This is a genomic window from Bradyrhizobium sp. USDA 3650 (assembly GCF_054057395.1).
Window position 1 is genome coordinate 2,992,424 of sequence record NZ_JBSRZG010000001.1, and the last position, 18,458, is coordinate 3,010,881.

The following is an 18,458-nucleotide window of genomic DNA, read 5'->3' on the forward strand; positions in this document are numbered from 1 at the left end:
AACCATCGTCCATTTCGGCACCTTATGGCAAGGCACTCTCAACTCGTTCCGGAAGCCGACGACAACTCAGACTCCTAAAGAAGGCGTGAAGCTTCGGGCCGACGCCTGCCAATGGCCGGTATCCTTCGTCTTCAGATCGAGTGCACTGTGATGGCGCCGCTACGGCGAACGTTTGCAAAGCGCGGATCGCCGCGGAATGGTTCAATTGCCTGCTCTTGCATGGTTGCGAGCGCAGCAATGCGTCTGACCTGTCTTTCCACAGTTCCAGGTTAGCCTTGGCGGCGGCACAGGCCAGCGGATTTGCCGTGAACGAACTCGAGTGAAGGAATGTGCGTACGGTCTTTCGAGTAATGAGCATCGAAAATCCCTGGCCAGCACAGTGTCACAGCGAGCGGCAGCGCCCCTCCCGTGAGGCCCTTGAATAGCACGCTCTATCTGGCACAACATTGGCCTGCTCACAGGCGAGATTGTTCCGGTGCGGCTCCAGCCCGTCATGACCTCATCGGCAATGAACAGGACGTCCGACGCCTCGCAGATCCGCTTCATCTCACTTAGCACCCAAGTTGGGTACCTCAGCATTCCGCCTGCCTCAACACCAGGCTCGACAATAAGGGCTGCGCGATTTTCGTACCGACATGCTGATTCAAGCACATCAAGCGTTGCCTGCTCACGACCGCTCGCAGGGAATGGCATTGAGGTCAGGTCGAACAGGAGCGGTCCGTACGCCGCGTTGAAGACACCGCGGGCACCAATCGACATCGCGCCGAACGTGTCGCCGTGATGGGAGTGCTTGACAACGATGCGTGTTCCCTGTTTGCCTCTAATGTGCCAATAGCCGAGTGCCATGTTCAAGGGCGACTTCAAGCGGCTGAGCCACTGTCCGAGTAGAACACATGGTCCAAGCCTTGGGTTATGAGTTTCAAAAGGAGCCGAGCGACCTCCTCGGCCGGATCATGCGTGTAGCCGGCGAAAATGACTCGCTTCAATTTGCCGGCCTATTCGTGAATCGCGCTCACGATCTGCGGATGGCAATGGCCGTGAGTGACGACCCCACCAGGATGCGACTGCATCTATGATTCGATGATCATCCGCAGTGTGGAGATAAGCACCGTCGCTACGCACAACCTTGGTCATCTCTTGTGAAGCGCATGCTGCGCGAATGGATGCCAGATGGGCCACCTGTTGTTTGGCTTCATGGCTGGAAGTCGCTGGAAATGAACGAGTCTTTGAAGACGACCGTAGGCTGTCTGCCGTCAGAGAAGAAATCCAGGGCAGCCGGCCTAACCAACGCACCCGCGCGATGTCACAAATTGCGCTTTCAGTTTCAGCATTTCTTTCCCCCGATAATGCGATCCCAAGAATGTCGATCTGGCGCTTTCGCAAGGCCTCAATCGGCAGCAGGGAGTGATTGATGGTCCCGAGTAGCGTGCGGGCGCGGAGCACGACGGGAAGCCGCCACCGCTCGAAGATGTCGATGTAGAGTGGGCTACGGTTCAGCGGCACCATCAGCCCGCCGGCGCCTTCGATGACGAGCGGTCGCTCCCCAGCCTGCGGCCCGATGAGCGAATCCGGGTCGATGCGAATTCCGTCTATCTCGGCCGAATGATGCGGGGAAGCGGGTATTTTAAGGCGGTAACGCTCCGGAACGATCCGATCGGCCGGAAGACCCCTCAGCCGTGCAACCAGCTGGCTATCGGTCTCCCCTTCAAAACGATTCTCGCCAACGATATAGGGCAGGATCTGCGAATTCGAAGGACTTCTCTCGCCTCGCACAGCCATCTCCCGATGCAAGAACGCGACCAGCTTCGTCAACCGTTCTTCGCTCCGGCTCCCCCTGCAGGATCAAGAGAGACTCCCGCACGGCCACCGCCATCAACAGCGACCGAGCGGTCGCGAAGATGAACGGGCGACAGCGATTGATCGTGCGCAGCACGCCTGTGGCAGTGACAAGCGCGCCGGAAGCTCCGAGCGCCTTACCGCAGGTATGAACAACGAGGAGATTCTCGCGTCCTTCATAGGCCGCCGTGAGCCCTCGCCCTTGCTCGCCGTAAACGCCCGTTGCATGAGCTTCGTCGACAACCATGAACGCGTCGTGCAGGTGCGCGATCCCGAGCAGGTCTCCAAGCGGTGCGACTTCGCCATCCATGCTGTAGAGGCTCTCGACTACGATCCAGACCCGCCAGGCTCCTGCGGCCGGGCGCCAGTCGCAAATTGCCGCTTTCGATAGCCTGCGGATTGTTATGGGCACTGATTCGAAACGTTGCTCGGCACGTTCGCGCTCCTTCATGAATACTGGAGTGAACCGGCGAATCAAGGACGAGCAGGTCGTCTTGTTGGTAAGCGATGTTCTCAGGCCACGCGCCAGCGTTCTTGAGTATCGAGATAGGCCCAGGGTAGCAGTTCGTCGATCTGGCTGTTCGGGTGGTCGTTGACGATGCGAGTGATGACGTCGGCGAGATAGGCGTGGGGTTCGACGCCGATGAGCTTGCAGGTTTCGATCAGTGAGGCGATGACGGCCCAGTGTTCGCCGCCGCCGTCCGAGCCAGCGAACAGGGCGTTCTTGCGGTTGAGCGCGATTGGGCGGATAGCGCGCTCGACGACGTTGGAATCGATCTCGATGCGGCCGTCGGCAATGAAGCGCGTCAGCCCGTCCCAACGCGACAGCGCATATCGGATGGCCTCCGCGAGTTTGGTTTTCTGGCTAATCAGACCAAGCTTGCCGCGCAGCCAGGGTTCGAACTCGTCGGCGATCGGCCGGCTCTTCTCTTGGCGGACGGCGCGACGCTCGTCAGCGGTGCGGCCGCGGATCTCGGCTTCGATGACGTAGAGCCCGGCGATACGTTCGAGCGCCTCGCTGGCGATCGGTGCGGGACCGGCCGCGGCGAGTTCGTAGAAGCGCCGGCGCACATGGGACCAGCAGAACGCCAGCTCTACGTCACCGCGCTCGGCCAGGACCCGATAGCCGGCATAGCCGTCGACCTGGAGGATGCCGGCAAAACCCGCGAGGTGGACGATCGGCCGTTCGGCCTTGCGATCTGGAGCGTAGACATAGGCGACGGCGGGCGGGTCCGTGCCGCCCCAGGGCCGGTCGTCGCGGGCATAGGCCCAGAGCTGGCCGGTCTTGGTGCGACCGCGTCCGGGATCGAGTACCGGGGCGGTGGTCTCGTCGGCAAACAGCTTTGTCGACTGCTTCAGCCTCGCGAGCAGTCGCTCATGCACCGGCCGCAACAGGAAGGCTGCCCGCCCGACCCAATCGGCCAGGGTCGAGCGATCCAGTTCGAGGCCCTGGCGGGCGTAAATTTGAGCCTGCCGATACAGCGGCAGATGGTCGGCATATTTGGCCACGAGTACCTGCGCCACGGTGGCTTCGGTGGGTAGCCCGCCCTCGATCAGCCGCGCTGGCGCCGGTGCCTGCACCATGGTCTCGCAGGCTCGGCAGGCATACTTCGGCCGCCTTACGACCAGGACTCGGAACTGGGCCGGGACGATATCCAGTCGTTCGCTCACATCCTCGCCGATCCGGTGCAGCGCCTGCTGACAGCACGTGCAGGCGTGATCGTCGAGGTCGATCAGCATCTCGACCCGCGGCAGATGCGCCGGCAGCGCCCCTCTGTTCCTGCGGCGCCGTGCGGCTCGGCTCGATCGCTCGGCAGCATTGGCTGCATCGGTCGCCGCATCACTGCTCGCCTCGATCTGCTCGACCTCCTCCAGGCCGAGCAGCAACTGGTCCTCCGGCAGCGTCTCAGCCCGGCGGCCGAAGCGATGACGCTGCAACTCCTTGATGATCTGCTCAAGCCGCGCGGCGCGCGCCCGTTCGGCCAGCAGCATCGCCTTGAGCGTGCCGGGATCGTCCGGAAGCGTGTCGGCCGTCGTCGCCATGATGCGATTACACCATGCGTCGCGGCATCTCGCGAGCGCGACATGCATACTGATTCACTGTGCCGCAGTTCAACTCGCCTGGATCGGCGACGGTGTCTCGCGCGCGGCGTGGACGCGCTTCCAGTCCAGTCCTTCGAGCAAGACCGACAGCTGCGCCGCGGTCAGGCGAATGACGCCGTCCTGCACGTTGGGCCAGCAGAACGAACCGGTCTCAAGCCGCTTGGCGAACAGGCACACACCCGTGCCATCCCAATAGATCAGCTTCACCCGGTCGGCGCGCTTGGCGCGAAACACATACACGGCGCCGGAGAACGGATCGGCCTGGATGCTCTCACGCACCAGGGCCGCGAGCCCTTCGGCACCCTTGCGGAAGTCGACCGGCCTGGTCGCCACCATCACCCGCACCGCGCCCGTCGGACCGATCACGTGCAGGTCTTCAGCGCATGGATCACGGCCGCAATCGTCGCGGCATCCGCGCCGCGGCCGACCCGGACCGCGACGCCGTTGATCTCGAGCTCGATGATGCTGCTGTTCTCGGCGCCCTCGAGCGCCTTCGCGGAGGCGCCGGCGCTGCCGCGGTGAGCGCTCCGGCAGCGTGGACGTTGGGGTAACGACAGCGGGCACAAATGTCTGCGGCTCGGGAGCCACTGGGATCGCAACCGGCTGTCGCATTTGCCGACGCCACGTGAACAGCTGTTGCGGCGACAATCCGTGCCGCCGCGCGACCTCCGATACCACGGCTCCCGGGGCCAGCGTCTCCTCGACGAACCGCGCCTTGTCGTCGGCCGAGAACTGCCGCCGTCGGCCGCTCTCCGTGATGACCTCGACCCGACGAACCGAGGTCCTGGGCTCAAGCATATGGTCAAGCTTAGACACAAGCCGATCTCCAAATCAGAGATCGATCATTCCTCACTCCACGCCTTCAATGGAAGGTGGGACCGAAACAGCGCTTACTCTTGTTGCGACAGCCTTGTCAGCACAGCAACATACCCGCAATGACGGAATTCATTCATCACTCGCTGAGCAACGATGGACGCCGCAAAACTCCCAACTGGCCGGACAGGGTCTTCCCGCGTTGGCTTGTGGGTTCAAACTTGCAGGATGGGATCTTCTCGATCAGCCGGCACAATGCGCGGCCTGAAGATGCTCGCATCCTCCTCGTCAAGTGACGCGTATGCAACAATACTTATCTTATCTGCGGACATCGCCAGTCGCGCCGCCGCACCGTTTACGTCTACGGTGCCGGACCCTTGTGGCGCTTCTGTCACAAACGTTGCAAAGAGTGTTCCCGTCTCGAGGTTGTACAGTTCGACGCGAACGTTAATCCGATACCGGCCGCGTCCAGCAGCGCACGATCAATCGAGATCGAGCCTTCATAGTGCAGGTCGGATTCAGTGACCGAGGTGCAATGAATCGTTCCCTTCAATCAGGACAATCTGCATTTCTTCACCTACGCTGATGGCTTGCGCGCGCCACGCCCATTGTTCTGGATGACTTAAGCGGTCAGGCATAATACCGAGCCGGGCTAGCACACTTGCATCCCCGTCAACTTGCGTTGGTCGTCAGCAACACATCGCCGACAAAGATGGAATTCGCACCAGCCAAGAAGCATAGGGCCTGGAGTTCATCAGTCATGTACTCACGCCCGGCGGCCAACCGTATGACGCTGTTGGGCATCATGATCCGCGCGGTCGCCACCAGGCGCACCAGTGCAATCGGATCGGGACGCTCCGCCGTGAACCTCACCGGCACGCCATTCACCTTGTTCCAGAGCTTGATCCGGATGCTTTCCGGATAGTTCGGAAGATTGGCGAGCAGTAGCAGCATGCCGAGACGGTCCTCGGCGTCGTCACCGATGCCGAAAATTCCGCCGCAGCAGATTTTGATGCCCGCCTGGCGCGCGGGCGTAAGAGTGTCGATTGGCTCTTGCAAGGTCCGGGTCGTGATGATGCTGCGGTGGAACTCAGGCGAGGTGTCCACGTTGTGATTGTAGAAATCGAGGCCGGCATCGGCGAGCCGTGCGGCGTGCTTTGGCGTGAGCATGCCGAGCATTACGCACGTCTCCATGCCAAAATCTTTAACGGCCGCAATCATATCGCAGACCTGATCGAGGTCGCGGTCCTTTGGATTGCGCCAGGCCGCGGCCACGCAGAAGCGGGTCGCCCCGGCGGCCTTGGCCCGTTGCGCGGCGGAGACCACGTCAGACCGATCCATCAAGCGAGCCGCCTTCAGTCCACTGGATACAAGCAACACCCACATGCGCAGCTCCGGAAACGCACTCTTGCCCGGTAATGAAGGAGAAATATCGCCGAGTTGCGCGGGCCATCGCGCGCATATCAGGCTAATAGCCGGCCCGCCTTCCAGGATTTGATCGCAGCATCGAGGCACGCGCAACAACGCTGCCCGACGCGCCTCACCCAGGTCACTAGCCGATGCGTACGTAGTTGCGCCCCGTAGGTCTTTTACTGATGCGAGGATTTGGCCGCCCGCAATGTGTACCGGATCGACCGATCCGCTCTAATTCGTCACCTGGCCGATTCCTCGCTGGCGTTGTTATGCGCGTCATATTGCGCACAATAGACGAGCCGATTCTGCGGCGTGCCTTGCCGCTTTGAGAAGCGCAGCGGCCTTTGGTGCGCAGAGTGGTGCCCGCGGGCCCTTGGCGGGCCTGTGGCCGCCTAGGCTCCAGCGCCACTGCGCTCTCGATTACGTGCCGCCGCTCGACTTGGCATCGATGCGGCCGGGTCCGTTAAGACATGGCACTCATCTGCGCAAACAGAATTGCCGCTTCAGACGGCCCCAGCCCGACGATGCCCACGAAGGCTGACGGAGGCATCGGAATGACCTGACGGGTCGGCCTCCAGAGATGCAGGCAATAGCGACTGTTGTTCACATACTGTGACTGAGGAGGATGCAGCTGCATCACGCATTCCTCCTGATGCCAAAACAGATCTTTGGCGAGACACATCTCCTCCCAATTTGGAGATCGCCGAGGCGTCGACACAGAGACATGCTCCCATCCCGGACGAACGAAGCCGATGATCTTGAGCTGGCAGCCACAAGGCCCCTGCACGAAGAAGAGACCGGAAGGACCAGATCCGGGTGCGGTGGCGAACCGGCCATCGCGCACGCGTCCCGCTTCGAGCCTTTCTACAATTTGCTTCCTCACACCTCCTCCCTCTTTTGACCGATAGGGTCGAATCCGGCACCACTCGTGTTGTCCGACTCATACATTGACCGGCCGCCGCGCCGGCATGGGCAATCCCAACTACTGCGGACCATCTGCACCAAACTTAGTTGGAAGACGAACATCGGCTTTGTCCGGATCGTCCAGCGGAGAGTTTCTCCTGCAGTTTATCTTTCGACATCTGAATCTTTCCTTGGATTTTCGCGTCATTCGTGCCTTCGTTGCGAACTTGCCTCATGCAGACAATCGGCACAGACATCTACGATGGTTGTCGCGGCAAGCCGGGCCTGCAGGAGCTGCTGCCGCCCCTTGCCTAAACAAGTCCGCAAGGTATGGCGTTGGTGCTTGATGCCAGAACCGACTGAAATGCCTTAGATCAACAATGGCGGCGGAGGCCATTTGGCGCGGCATGATCCGGCGAACCGGCTAGTTTGGCACCAAACAGACGTCATCGGCTTCAGCACATGATGCAAAGCGACGCCAATGTATCGCCAGCTCGTCAACGAGAGGCTTTGCTCTTGCGACGATCTGACGGTGGGCTTTCATCTCAGTCCTTTTCATGTCGAGCGGTTAGCCGGTTACCGCCTGAGACACCGTCAATGCGTCATCTATGTGGCCGGTCACAATGGATCCACGGCCAGGGAACGCGTGACGAAGCTTCGCAGTTCAGCCCTAGAGGGCCTCGAGCTCCAACACGGCGAGACTTCGGTGGCCGCAGTCACAGTTCGCTCCGGTAGCGATCAGAACTGCCCGTCAAGCTCGCTTCTTTGCCGCCCCTCCGCGAGGCGAGCCAGCTTGTCATATTCCTCAGCGACCTTGAGGAGCCTGCATCTAGATGTGTCGTCCTCGATCGACTCCGCTTTTAGTCGGGTCGCTTCCGCACGGCCTCGCCAATGTTTGGCGTCTGAGAATAGATTTTTCTGCTTCATGCAAAAGAGGATGCAATGTTTAGATCAAGAAAATGCGACACGGGCCCTACGTAAGATCCCGTAGGCTGGCTTTCACTAAAGCACCTCATTTGCCGTTAGCGCTGTCACTCGCTTTGTTAATGTCCGACATGCGACAAGCCCGCTGGGCGAAACGTAAGCGCGGCGAGTAAGCTTCACTGCAATCCCTCGGTTGAGAAGGCCGATTGGAAGGGCCACGCGGCATGATGGACGAGATTTGGCTTCACCGGCCGTTCACGCAGAATTCTGCGCGAAATGCGCGGCTCTCGACATAAATGGCTTGAATCGGACGCAGCGTCAGATTGTAGGGTCTTCTTGCGGGCGAGCGTCCACGATCGCCTGCCGATGGCTTGGGAGCGACGGCTTGCAGACGGAACGCACTTGGCCTGTGCAGCAGACATTACGGGGTGAGGGCGCCAGCGCTACCTGTCCGAACTCGAGTCAGCTTGCGTGAGCAATGTCGCGATCCGATTTCAGTTCGAGATCCTGGCCAGGGAAGGGTCGACAGATGACGCGCCCTGGACAAGCAGTCTCACTCGACCGGCTCCGCTTCGAGCAGCACGTTCGCGCGGAGCACTCAGAGCCACCAAATCGAACGATGGCCACACTCGATGAGCTTCTCGCAACAATCAGGCACGCTTGCCGTTGTCAGGACGTGCGCGCATTCTCAGGTTCACTATTCGACGATTCCAAGCAACTCACGAGATCAAATCGCGCACGCTTCCTGCGAAAGGCCGCGACTGCGTTCAGGATCGCATTTGTTCCACGATTTGAGGAAGACATCCGCCTCAAGCTAGCATCGAAATACGCCACAATATGTGATGCGCTCAGCCGGCAGTCTGGCGGTCAGGCAGGTACCGATCTTTCCAAAGCTCTGGCGGCTCAGCTCTCCCGCCTTAGTGATGCACTGATGGAACAAGTCGAATTCACATCACTTTCGCTCTTTGCGTGTTCATTTGGCCGCCATCCTGCGTCTTCCGACTGCCGCGATGGCATGATCAGAATTGCTGAAGTTTGCCGCGACAAGAGCGAGCCGCTCCAGGACCTAACCGGCCAGCACCTATCATTGCTGATAAGCGGCTTTAGCAAGTGGCCGGATCAACCGGCGGTTCGTGAAGCCGCTCTCAGGATCGCGACTGAGATTTCTTGCCGTACGCGTTCGGATGATCGCCTCTCAGCGCTCACCCCGCGGCATCTATCATTGCTCGTGAACGGCGTCGGAAAATGGCTAGCAGAGGAACGCTTTCACACGGCGGTTGTGATCGTCGCAGATGAGCTTGTGCGCCGAAGCGATCGACTCTCCGATTTTACCCAGGAACAGCTGGCGAATCTGATCAGCGTCTTTAGCAAGCGGCCGGAAGATTCGAGTTGTCGCAAGGCAGCGATCGCGATCAGCAACGAACTTCTCCGCCGCTCCGATCAGCTCTCCGATTTCAGTCAGCAGCGCCTGGCTAAGCTCGTAAACGGATTCAGCAGGTGGCCGGGCGAGCTCGCGCCTCGGCAAGCCACCGCCAAGATTGCAGGAGAACTCGTTCGTCGCGGGCTTTCCGTCGATCACCATGAGTTGGCGAGTCTGGTAAACGGCTTCAGCAAATGGACGGCGGAGGTTGCCTGTCTCGCGGCGAGCGTCGCGATCGCGGATCAAGTCATCCGTCACGCTCGCGGTGCCGAGCGCCTCTCTTATTTTCGTTACCAGGAACTCGGGGTGCTGGTAAACGGTTTCAGCAAATGGCGGCAGGACCCGAGCTGCCGCCAAGCCACAATTGAAATTGCCGGTGAAGTGCTCGCCCGCTGTGACCGCGCCGACGGCGTCTCCTGCATTACTGAACAGGCACTGGCGAACCTCGTAAATGGGTTCAGCAAGTGGCCACAACAGCTGTCTCTTCGCGACGCGACGGCTGCGCTCGCCCGGGAGGTCGTTTACCGCGCCCGACGGGCCGGTCAGCTCTGTGATTTTACGCAGCAAGGACTGGCTATTCTGTTGAACGGCTTCAGCAAATGGCCAACGGAAGTTCCGCTGCGCGAAGCTAAGACTGCGATCGCGCACGAGGTCCTTTCTCGGGCCTGCCGTTCCGACCGGCTTTCTCATTTTACGCGTCGAGCACTGGCGATCCTCGCCAACGGCTTCAGCAAATGGCGACAAGAGGAGATCTCTCGCCATGCGACGGTAGCCATCGCGCAGGAGATTCTTCGCCGCACTTTCCAGGTTTGTGATTTTAGCGAGCAGGAGCTTGCTCAGCTCATGCGTGCGTTCAGTCACTGGCCGAAAGAGGTCACCTGTCGCGAAGTCGCCGTCGTAATCTCCCAGGAGGTCCTGCGCCGCCTCACCGGGACTGCGCGTTTCACCGAGCAAGAGTTCGCATACTTGGCGAATGGGTTAGCCAAGTGGCCCGAAGTGGCGATCTGTCATCGAGCCGCTGCGGCTATCGGCAATTGGACAGCGCTAGGTGACCGACGACGAACACCATGTCATGCGGCGTTTTGAAGCAAACGGAACACGGCTGCACACCGCTCGTAAGGCACGAAGGGCGGCGCTGCTCCAAAGGACGATAACTCAATGCAGGATGACGCGAGCAAGCGGCGCGACCAACGGCACCACACTTTTAGGCGCGAGGTGATCGAGATAGGCGACGAGATGGGCTCGCAAGCTCTTCAGCGGAGCGGATTTCAGGTCGTACTTTCGGCCATCAAAGGCAATGATCCACGCGTAGTGAGTAGCGAGGTTTTGACGGGCGGCACTATGTCGAATGGTACATTGAACGGCCGCGGCAGATCTCTGCAGGTGCTCGGCGCTCTGCGTTCAACGGATTTTCCAGAAGAGAACGGAGGCGCGTCATCGCCGCCGCTCTCGGCAGAGATGCATCAAGTGTTCGCTCACGCCGCAGCCCTTTCGGGCGGATTGCTCCGGAGCCCGCGTACATCGTGTTTTTCAGGACGGCAACAGCGCCTCCAGAGTGCAGTGGCTTCTGCAGCTTTGGATGCCAAGCAGTCGTTCAACAGACGACCACGTAGCGCGAGCTCAAACCACAAGGAACTCTCTAATTATGCTCTGCCAGAAATGTCACGGAGATAACTGGTGCGAGATCGCAATGCACGACCCCTGGGCCGGCCGACCAGTGATCACCTGCAACATTTGCGGCGAGTATGCCGAGTACGACAGCCTCCAGCGCAAAACGGCTCACGCGATCATGGCAGCTACCTTGGCCTGTAGCGTGAGCATAGAGGACCAGCGCGATCCCCGGGTGGTTGCTGATAGGATCTTGGATGCACTGGAGAATGCCGGCTTAACAGTCGCTCGCGCCTCAAGATGAATGGGGAGGAGCGCCGATCGGCGCCTACGAGGCCCTGCCCGGCGATCCGAGAGCATGGGCTGCGCCGCTCGTTCCAACAGCCGTTTGATTGCCGGCAGACTTTCCGCCTTATTCCGTGGCCGCTCTGGAGTTGCACGCGCCCATAGCAACTGTTGGAGACCAGCCACGATTGTAGCAAACGCACCAATTCGGACTTAAACCGCGATGCTCTGAACGGGACCAGGGCTGAGCACCGCTTGGGCGCCGTCTTCCAACGCATGACGGCCCCCACATGGATCGAACCCGCAATCATCGTTGACCTGACGCGGCCTGCACCTGACGGCGCCTTTCGAGGTCCATCGTCCAAGTTGTCTGGAACGGCAAAGTCACTGCTCAGTGCCTTGACGGGAATTGCACTCATTACCAGAATAACCGCTGCCGATGGATCTCGTTTCCCATTCTGCCCAGCGGCGCCAGCCCCGAGAAATCCCGGGAAACAGCCCCATCCAGACAGTGTAGCGGGAGAGCTCGGCCGGATAGACGAGGCGCCAATTCGCACAGATGCCACAGAGCATCCTCGCCATGGACGCTTGATTCGGCCGGCGAGCGCGCTCCTATTCCATGGACCTTACAAGAACTTCATTGACACGCGTTATCGCTCATTGCCACGACCAGCAGCCTCACTGCCGCGGCGTGGCTATGCCGGCACACTTGAGCAGACCCTGGCTGCGCAATTCCGCGGAGGACGAATAGCGAAAGCCAGCCGCTTTGGCGCAGCGCCTCCCGCCCTCCTCCCGTCGCGGCTGGCTCCTGGCGTGACATATTCCCGCGATAACCCCCGCAGGGGATTGAATCGTACGTAGCGTCAGATTGTAGAGTGCCCCTGCTAGTTGGCTCCAATCTTCAGTCGCCCTAGAATTCCTGTGGGCAAAAGCGGAGCAAGCCGATCGCGTGTCATGAGAGGTGTTCTGCCAAAGCGGCTGAGGATCGCGCTGAGTGCGAAGGACGCTGTTCCTGTTCTGTCTACGCAAATTGCCAGGTCGCATGAGGTCACGATTGCCCAGATGTAAGAAGGACCAATCCAGCATTGGAGACTTCGAAATACGGTTGCGAGCGCCAAGTGCCAACGAGCCGCCGCGAGACTGATGCGCTATCCTGGAGCGGTGATGTGAGAAGACCCGATGGATCCAACACGGTGTTGCTCGTCGACCATTGTGAGGGCCAATGTCGGGCAATTGTTGGCTTCAAGAATGGCGATCCTGGAAGAGCGTATATGTGCGGGGAACCAATTGTGACGGGACTGCGCCAAAAACCGTCATCATGGTGCGCTTATCACCATGTCCGAATGCACGTCATGCCATGGTCGGACGGACGCGCCCGTCCTTAAACGAAAAGCAGACTAGATGACAACGAGTAGTCCGGGACGAGCGCGCGGCATGGTAAGCGGCTGATTGCGGCAGCAAGAGAGCTGCCGCTAGCTCCGCGAGCTGGGCCTGCTCGAGATGCAGGCCTGACGATTGCCCCAGGGCCGAACGCGATGCAGGCAACGAGCCCCTCAACACCCGACGAACGAGCATTGGAAACCTCATGTGATCGCCTTGGAACGGCAATGATGTGGAAGTTTAGACACGCGAGCGATCGAAGATTGATCTCGGCGGCGTTCAAACCCGATAAGGCAGCGATCCATTTCGATGGCGTGCCTCTAAGCTCACGCCCCTTTTCGCGCATTCGAGCAGGCGGCGCGCGCTTAAACAGCCCGAGTCGGCTCCCTCGACGATCAGCTCATCCCGCGTGTTTCTGCCGTGGGACTGCAATATGCGCGCCTTCACCTATGCTTATCCGACCACCAACACGATCGTCCCGAGATTGATCGATGATACGGACTGCGCGACAGAGAACAACTTTCAAGGCTTTGTTTGCCGGGCTTGCTCGCAGTTGCACTGGATGAACAGCAAGACTCGAAATTTCTAGGCAAGGACAAGAAATGAGGGACACTCCTTGGCTCGACGCGCGAGCTGAGCATGGAGAGACTGCAGAACGCTTCTCGGCCGAACGGCCTGCTTACCTTTTGACTGCGCCGAATTTATTGAGCGCACTCAAGCAATAGAGAAGCGCCTGACGAAGGCCGAACGAAATCTGCCGGACTACAAACTTTCGTATAGTCCTTCAAAACTCTTTCGAGGTGGGAGGTTTACCTCCGTACAGTTGAGCCATCGACGCAATACCTGTAGAGGTCCACACTTCGGCAGTTCGAGAGCGTGACGCTTCCGCATTTCGAAGAGCCAGCCGCGATTGACGTCGTCGATCGGGGAACGACATTAGCCTGCGCAGAGGAATCATTTGTTAAGCCAAGAGAGCAAACGGCGGGTCGCTCTAATCACCGGCGTGACCGGCCAGGACGGCGCCTATCTTTCCGAACATCTGCTGTCGCTCGGCTATGTCGTGCACGGCATCAAGCGGCGCTCGTCCTCGTTCAACACCGCGCGCGTTGATCATCTCTACCAGGATCCGCATGTCGGCGACGTGCCGTTCCTGATGCACTACGGCGATATGACGGATTCGAGCAATCTGATCCGCCTGGTGCAGCAGATCCGGCCGACCGAGATCTACAATCTCGCCGCCCAGAGCCACGTCGCCGTCAGCTTCGAGAGCCCGGAATACACGGCCAATGCCGACGGCATCGGCGTACTCCGCCTGCTGGAAGCGATCCGCATCCTCGGCATAGAGAAGGAGACGCGGTTCTACCAGGCGTCGACTTCGGAGCTCTACGGCCTCGTCCAGGAGATCCCGCAGAAGGAGACCACGCCGTTCTATCCGCGCTCGCCTTACGGCGTCGCAAAGCTCTACGGCTACTGGATCACGGTGAATTACCGCGAAGCCTATGGCATGTTCGCGAGCAACGGTATCCTGTTCAATCACGAGAGCCCGATCCGCGGCGAGACGTTTGTGACCCGCAAGATCACGCGCGCTGTCGCCCGTATCGAGGTCGGGCTGGAGGAGACGCTCTATCTCGGCAATCTCGAAGCCAAGCGCGACTGGGGCCATGCGCGCGACTACGTCGAGGGTATGCACAAGATCCTGCAAGCCGACAAGCCCGACGATTTCGTGCTCGCCACCGGCGAGATGCACTCGGTGCGCGAGATGGTCGAGCTATCGTTCGCCCAGCTCGGTCGCCGCATCGCATGGCGCGGGACAGGCGTCGAGGAGACCGGCGTGGACGAGATGAGCGGCAAGACGGTGGTGAAGATCGATCCGACCTATTTCCGGCCCAGCGAGGTCGATCTCCTCGTCGGCGACGCCAGCAAGGCGCGCGAGGTGCTCGGCTGGAGGCCGAAGCGGAGCTTTGCAGAGCTCGTCGCGGAGATGATGGCGAGCGATCTGGCGGTAGCAAAACGGGACGCGACGAGTGGCAAACGCTCCGTTTGAGCTGACAGGCAAGAGTGTCTACGTAGCCGGCCATCGCGGCATGGTCGGCAGCGCGCTTGCGCGCCGGCTGGCGCGGGAGGACGTCAAGCTCGTCACCGTGGACCGGCGCGAGGTTGATCTGTGCAACCAGGCGGCGGTGTCCGACTGGTTCGCAAGAACGCGGCCGCAGGTGATCTTCCTCGCCGCGGCAAAGGTCGGCGGTATCGTCGCCAACAACACGCTGCGCGCCGAGTTCATCTACGACAACATCGCGATCGCGGCGAACGTGATCCAGGCCGCGCACCAGAACGGCGCCGAGAAGCTAATGTTTCTGGGCTCGTCCTGCATCTATCCGAAACTGGCGCCGCAGCCGATGCGAGAAGATGCGGTCCTGACGGGCCCGCTGGAACCGACCAACGAGCCCTATGCAATTGCAAAAATCGCCGGGATCAAGATGGTGGAGGCCTATCGCAGCCAGTATGGCAGCGACTTCATCAGCGTAATGCCGACCAATCTCTACGGCCCCGGCGACAATTATCATCCCGAACTGAGCCATGTCGTCGCGGCGCTGATCCGGCGCTTCCACGAGGCGAAGGTCGCGGGTGCCAACAGCGTTGCCGTGTGGGGCACCGGCACGCCACGGCGCGAATTCCTCTATGTCGACGACATGGCAGACGCCTGCGTGTACCTGATGAAGACCTATTCGGGAGCAGAGCTGATCAACATCGGCACCGGCGAGGACGTCACCATCGCCGAGTTCGCGCGCGTCGTCGCAGAGATCGTCGGCTACAGCGGCGAGATCGCCTTCGACACCTCGCGCCCCGACGGCACGCCGCGCAAGCTGCTCGACGTCAGCCGCCTCGCAAAGCTCGGCTGGCGCGCGAGGACATGGCTTACAGATGGAATGCGGCAGACCTATCAGGACTTCTTAGCGGTATCGGCCAAATCGGACAAAGGAGAGAATCATGCAGCTGTTAATTGCTGACGGCGCTCATTTTCCGATTCCCAGAAAGTTGCTTCGGATCGTCTGGCGACTTCGATTGGGTTTCCGGTGTTGCTTTGAGCTCGCGCACGCCGAGTGACGCGTGCGCGATGGAAGGCCGGCACGACTACACCGGTCGATAAATAGCGAGCGAATTGGTCAGGCGCGTCTTGCGAGACGCTCTGTTTTGAAGTTGAGGTAAACTGGCTACCATGTGCGGAATTGTAGGCATCTTGGGGCGCGGTCCGGTCGCGGATCGCCTCATCGATTCACTTAAACGACTGGAATATCGCGGCTACGACTCAGCTGGCATCGGAACGCTCAAAGGAAATCACATCGAGCTTCGACGCGCCGAGGGAAAGCTGAAAAACCTTGAGACACGTGTTCGCCGCCATCCGCTTTCAGGCCATGTCGGGATTGGGCACACGCGCTGGGCTACTCATGGCAAGCCAACCGAACACAACGCTCATCCGCATGCAACGGACAATGTTGCGGTCGTCCATAACGGCATAATCGAGAATTTCCGGGAGCTGCGCGCGGAGCTGAAACAGCATGGCGCCTGTTTCGCCTCTGAAACAGACACGGAGGTGGTGGCGCATCTCATCGAGTCTTATCTGAAGAATGGCAGCTCGCCGCAGGAGGCAGTAAAAGCGTCGCTGCCGCGGCTAGTGGGCGCGTTTGCGCTTGCAATTCTGTTCAAGGGCCGACACGACCTCATGATCGGTGCGCGCAAGGGCTCACCACTCGCGATCGGGCATGGCGAAGGCGAAATGTATCTCGGATCGGATGCTATCGCGCTCGCGCCCCTTACCGACTTGATTACCTACCTTGAGGATGGCGATTGGGCTGTGCTCAACCGCAACTTCAGCGTGGTCTACGACGCACAAGGCACAGTCGTCCGCCGGGATGTGGTGAACTCTGGCGCGTCGTCGGCACTCGTCGATAAAGCGAACTACCGCCACTTCATGGCGAAGGAAATCCACGAACAGCCAGAGGTGATCGGGCAGACGCTGGCGCATTACGTCGATATTGCCCGCGAGAGCGTGGCACTGCCGCAGGAGCTTCCGTTCGACTTCAATGAGATCGGACATATCTCGGTCACGGCTTGCGGTACGGCAGGCTACGCCGGCCACATCGCCAAATACTGGTTCGAGCGGCTGGCTCGTATTCCGGTCGAGCTCGATGTCGCCTCCGAATTTCGGTATCGTGAGGCACCGATGCGCCAAGGAGATCTTGCTATCTTCATCTCGCAGTCAGGCGAGACCGCCGATACGCTGGCCGCGCTCCGCTACGCCAAATCGCAAGGCCTGCATACGCTCTCGATCGTGAACGTACTCAGTTCGACCATTGCGCGCGAAAGCGGGACAGCATTGCCGACACTCGCGGGGCCCGAAATCGGTGTTGCCTCGACCAAGGCGTTCACATGCCAGCTGGTCGTCCTGGCGGCGCTGGCGGTCGCTGCCGGCAAGGCCCGCGGTGAATTGTCGGAGAGCGACAGCATCGATCTGCTACGCGAGCTGATCGAAATTCCTCGGCTCGTTTCAGCGGCGCTGGCCAACGAGCCGCAGATCGAGAAGCTCGCACGCGACATCACCAAATCGCGTGACGTGCTATATCTTGGTCGCGGCACGTCGTTTCCACTGGCCATGGAAGGGGCACTGAAGCTGAAGGAGATTTCCTATATTCACGCCGAGGGCTATGCGGCCGGGGAGCTCAAGCACGGCCCGATCGCCTTGGTCGACGAGAGTGTTCCCGTAATCGTCATCGCTCCTTCCGACCGGGTGTTCGAAAAGACCATCTCGAACATGCAGGAGGTCGCTGCACGCGGTGGCAAGATTATCTTGATAACGGACGCCAGGGGAGCCGCAGACGTGTCCATGGATTCACTCGCGACGATTGTGTTGCCGGAGATGGGTGCGACATTCACCTCGATTGTCTATGCGATTCCGGTGCAGCTCCTAGCCTACCACACGGCCATCCTCATGGGCACGGACGTCGACCAACCCCGAAATCTCGCGAAATCGGTCACCGTCGAATAAGGCAAAGTGATGCGACCTCGGTTATCGTGGTCAGATTCCGAATGCGCAAGCCGCGGTCAGATCGACTCACGATGTGCCGCCCATTTCCAGGCCCCTATGCCGCCGAGGCTTGTGCCTGTTCTTGCCCTGTTTACGGAGACGCCGGGTTTGGATCGCATACGAAGCGGAGCGCCACTTGAAGTACGAGGCGCGCCTCGCTCGACGACAACGGGGCTGTTTACAAGCATGGCCATCGGCGTCGCGCTTGATCGCCGGCGCGCTCACAAAATCCTATTCGGCGAACCTCCGGCTAACTTTGAGCATATCGACATCGCTGGAGATCGGGCGGGATAATAGCGCAGTTCGGCCCAATCGCAGGCTCGCGAGCTGTTCTAGCACGACATCTCACGGAGCTCCTCGCTGTGGCTTGTATGCCACCGATCTCGTCCTTCCCCTTTCACTGCATATCGGTACGCTTGATGAGAACTTCGGCCACGCCAAAGACAACAACCTTGTCGCCGACCTTGGCGCCGAGAATTGCCCGAGGGTTCAGTAGCTTGAGAGCCACTCCTGCTGCACGAGCGGAATAACGAGCGAAAATTGTGAGGGTTTGCGGCAATTGCCGAAAATATGCCGGAAACGTCAGGCGCTTACGGCTTGGTCGACAGTGCCCTGATGACCGATTCGCGGCCATGAAACTGCACGCGGCTGCGGTGAGATTTTCTCCGGAAGCGGCCATTTCAAAATCGA

The 18,458-nt window shown here is 60.1% G+C and carries 10 protein-coding genes and 5 pseudogenes; 5 read left to right on the top strand and 10 right to left on the bottom strand.

Annotation, left to right across the window (positions count from 1 at the left end):
• Positions 1–73: 73 nt before the first annotated feature.
• From ACVIN2_RS13930 to tnpB, 5 genes and pseudogenes are all read right to left on the bottom strand, one after another.
• Positions 74–1,196: pseudogene (locus tag ACVIN2_RS13930) on the bottom strand (aminotransferase class III-fold pyridoxal phosphate-dependent enzyme); the annotation flags it as partial.
• Positions 1,193–1,698, bottom strand: a pseudogene (gene bioD / locus ACVIN2_RS13935) (ATP-dependent dethiobiotin synthetase BioD); the annotation flags it as partial. The pseudogenes bioD and ACVIN2_RS13930, both read right to left, overlap by 4 nt.
• A 7-nt stretch (positions 1,699–1,705) precedes the next feature.
• A complete protein-coding gene (locus ACVIN2_RS13940; protein ID WP_456766023.1) occupies positions 1,706–2,314 on the bottom strand; it encodes an aminotransferase class I/II-fold pyridoxal phosphate-dependent enzyme in 609 nt (202 codons plus the stop codon).
• Positions 2,315–2,349: 35 nt separating this feature from the next.
• Positions 2,350–3,879: an IS66 family transposase gene (tnpC, locus tag ACVIN2_RS13945; protein ID WP_456766024.1), complete on the bottom strand. Its 1,530-nt coding sequence runs from the start codon at positions 3,877–3,879 to the stop codon at positions 2,350–2,352.
• A 69-nt stretch (positions 3,880–3,948) separates the two neighbouring features.
• Entirely contained in the window at positions 3,949–4,305 is a 357-nt protein-coding gene (gene tnpB, locus ACVIN2_RS13950; protein WP_456769715.1) for an IS66 family insertion sequence element accessory protein TnpB, read from the bottom strand.
• Between tnpB and ACVIN2_RS13955 the strand changes: the two genes are divergently transcribed.
• On the top strand, positions 4,306–4,461 hold the full coding sequence (locus ACVIN2_RS13955; protein WP_456769887.1) for a hypothetical protein: 156 nt from the start codon (positions 4,306–4,308) through the stop codon (positions 4,459–4,461).
• A 27-nt stretch (positions 4,462–4,488) separates the two neighbouring features.
• Here ACVIN2_RS13955 and ACVIN2_RS13960 read toward each other — a convergent pair.
• The 4 genes and pseudogenes from ACVIN2_RS13960 to ACVIN2_RS13975 all read right to left on the bottom strand — a co-directional run.
• Positions 4,489–4,737: pseudogene (locus tag ACVIN2_RS13960) on the bottom strand (transposase); the annotation flags it as partial.
• A gap of 230 nt (positions 4,738–4,967) precedes the next feature.
• Positions 4,968–5,305, bottom strand: a pseudogene (locus ACVIN2_RS13965) (aspartate 1-decarboxylase).
• A pseudogene (gene bioB, locus ACVIN2_RS13970) lies at positions 5,271–6,117 on the bottom strand (biotin synthase BioB); the annotation flags it as partial. The pseudogenes bioB and ACVIN2_RS13965, both read right to left, overlap by 35 nt.
• 511 nt (positions 6,118–6,628) lie before the next feature.
• Positions 6,629–7,048 carry a DUF7694 domain-containing protein gene (locus ACVIN2_RS13975; RefSeq protein ID WP_094183635.1) on the bottom strand — a complete coding sequence of 140 codons (420 nt, stop codon included), beginning with the start codon at positions 7,046–7,048 and terminating at the stop codon, positions 6,629–6,631.
• Between the two features lie 1,563 nt (positions 7,049–8,611).
• On the opposite strand from ACVIN2_RS13975, the gene ACVIN2_RS13980 reads away from it, so the two are divergent.
• The 4 genes from ACVIN2_RS13980 (at position 8,612) to glmS (ending at position 17,729) form a co-directional block, all read left to right on the top strand.
• Positions 8,612–10,498, top strand: a complete 1,887-nt coding sequence (locus ACVIN2_RS13980; protein WP_456766025.1) for a hypothetical protein — start codon at positions 8,612–8,614, stop codon at positions 10,496–10,498.
• 3,145 nt (positions 10,499–13,643) lie between these two features.
• Positions 13,644–14,729: a GDP-mannose 4,6-dehydratase gene (gene gmd, locus ACVIN2_RS13985; protein ID WP_456766026.1), complete on the top strand. Its 1,086-nt coding sequence runs from the start codon at positions 13,644–13,646 to the stop codon at positions 14,727–14,729.
• Positions 14,710–15,693 (top strand): GDP-L-fucose synthase, encoded by a 984-nt coding sequence (gene fcl / locus ACVIN2_RS13990; RefSeq protein WP_456766027.1) that lies wholly within the window; start codon positions 14,710–14,712, stop codon positions 15,691–15,693. Before gmd ends, fcl begins: the two co-directional genes overlap by 20 nt.
• A gap of 209 nt (positions 15,694–15,902) precedes the next feature.
• Positions 15,903–17,729 (top strand): glutamine--fructose-6-phosphate transaminase (isomerizing), encoded by a 1,827-nt coding sequence (gene glmS, locus ACVIN2_RS13995; RefSeq protein WP_456766028.1) that lies wholly within the window; start codon positions 15,903–15,905, stop codon positions 17,727–17,729.
• 436 nt (positions 17,730–18,165) lie between these two features.
• Here glmS and ACVIN2_RS14000 read toward each other — a convergent pair whose 3' ends face one another.
• Complete coding sequence (locus ACVIN2_RS14000) at positions 18,166–18,447, bottom strand: hypothetical protein (protein WP_456766029.1); 282 nt, start codon at positions 18,445–18,447, stop codon at positions 18,166–18,168.
• Positions 18,448–18,458 lie beyond the last annotated feature (11 nt).

What these genes read in the sequence shown, in the direction of transcription:
- glmS (WP_456766028.1), top strand. Translation starts at nt 15,903, where the DNA reads ATGTGCGGAATTGTAGGCATCTTGGGGCGCGGTCCGGTCGCGGATCGC.
- tnpC (WP_456766024.1), bottom strand. Translation starts at nt 3,879, where the DNA reads ATGGCGACGACGGCCGACACGCTTCCGGACGATCCCGGCACGCTCAAG.
- ACVIN2_RS13980 (WP_456766025.1), top strand. Translation starts at nt 8,612, where the DNA reads ATGGCCACACTCGATGAGCTTCTCGCAACAATCAGGCACGCTTGCCGT.
- ACVIN2_RS14000 (WP_456766029.1), bottom strand. Translation starts at nt 18,447, where the DNA reads ATGGCCGCTTCCGGAGAAAATCTCACCGCAGCCGCGTGCAGTTTCATG.